Origin of the sequence: Streptococcus sp. DD10 (assembly GCF_001578805.1) — a bacterium.
GTDB lineage: Bacteria > Bacillota > Bacilli > Lactobacillales > Streptococcaceae > Streptococcus.
This window is the reverse complement of sequence record NZ_KQ969181.1, coordinates 1-916: the sequence shown is the minus strand read 5'-3', so window position 1 is coordinate 916 and position 916 is coordinate 1. Positions and strand designations below refer to the sequence as shown.

1 protein-coding gene is annotated in these 916 nt (G+C 39.1%); it reads right to left on the bottom strand.

Annotated features, from left to right (window positions below):
• Window positions 1–57: 57 nt before the first annotated feature.
• Window positions 58–916 (bottom strand): minor capsid protein (locus tag STRDD10_RS09940; RefSeq protein WP_197458344.1); only part of this gene is annotated, 859 nt, incomplete at its 5' end.

Here is a 916-nt window from a genome sequence, read left to right as displayed (position 1 = left end):
TCATATCAGCATTTAGGGGCTCTTTGATTTCGAAAAACTGTCAAAGATGGGATTATACTACATATCCAACTCAGAGTAAAGAATAACCCCCTCACGTTCCAATTTATTTATCTTGCTCTTACCTAGCTTGTGATAGTGTATGATAAAGCCACCGTTACCATCGGGAATGACCACTGTCTCCATAAAACGATTCTTCCTATTCGGAATCGAAGCATACAACAAAAATGAACCATCATGATGTTTGCTATTATCTGCTATAACATTTGGTTTCTCTACTGCATCTATAATCAAGAGCATTTCATCAAGGCTAAACTCTTGTCCATGTTTATCTAAAATTCTTTCTAACGAACGCTTTTCAAATCGTATATTTTCACCGGCTAAACTACCTAAAACAGGATTATTTGTCAATTTCCCAATATTATAATAATCATACTTAGATACAAAAGAGGCACTATCTGATCTCCAAAATTCAGACATTTCGTCTTTGAATTGTTCCAGACTAGCCCCTTCCCCCTCTATCTTCTCCCACATCTTAACACGCTCAGAATAAGGTGCAGTCGTACAGCGACAATGAGGGTGAAAAGGCGCTGCATTGCTACCAGCTACCATTTCAGAAGTTTTAAAGTGTTCACCATCAAAAGGGGCGCATATATTACAAGCCCCTGCTTCAGCTAACACCTGATACTCTTCTATGTCATTCGCATTGTAATTCGCTTTCTGCGCTTCTGAATACACCCGTGCCGTTTCCGTTACAGCCAACCGTCTAGCATAGTTGTAAGAAGTTTTAAATTCCTTTTGAAGCTGTTTGATAAGTATATCAGCACCTTTACCACGAAGAACAGCATCTTGTACACCTTTTCTTACAACATCACGAAGCACATTTTGCCTATCCCATATATTGCTCGACCAACTAGCG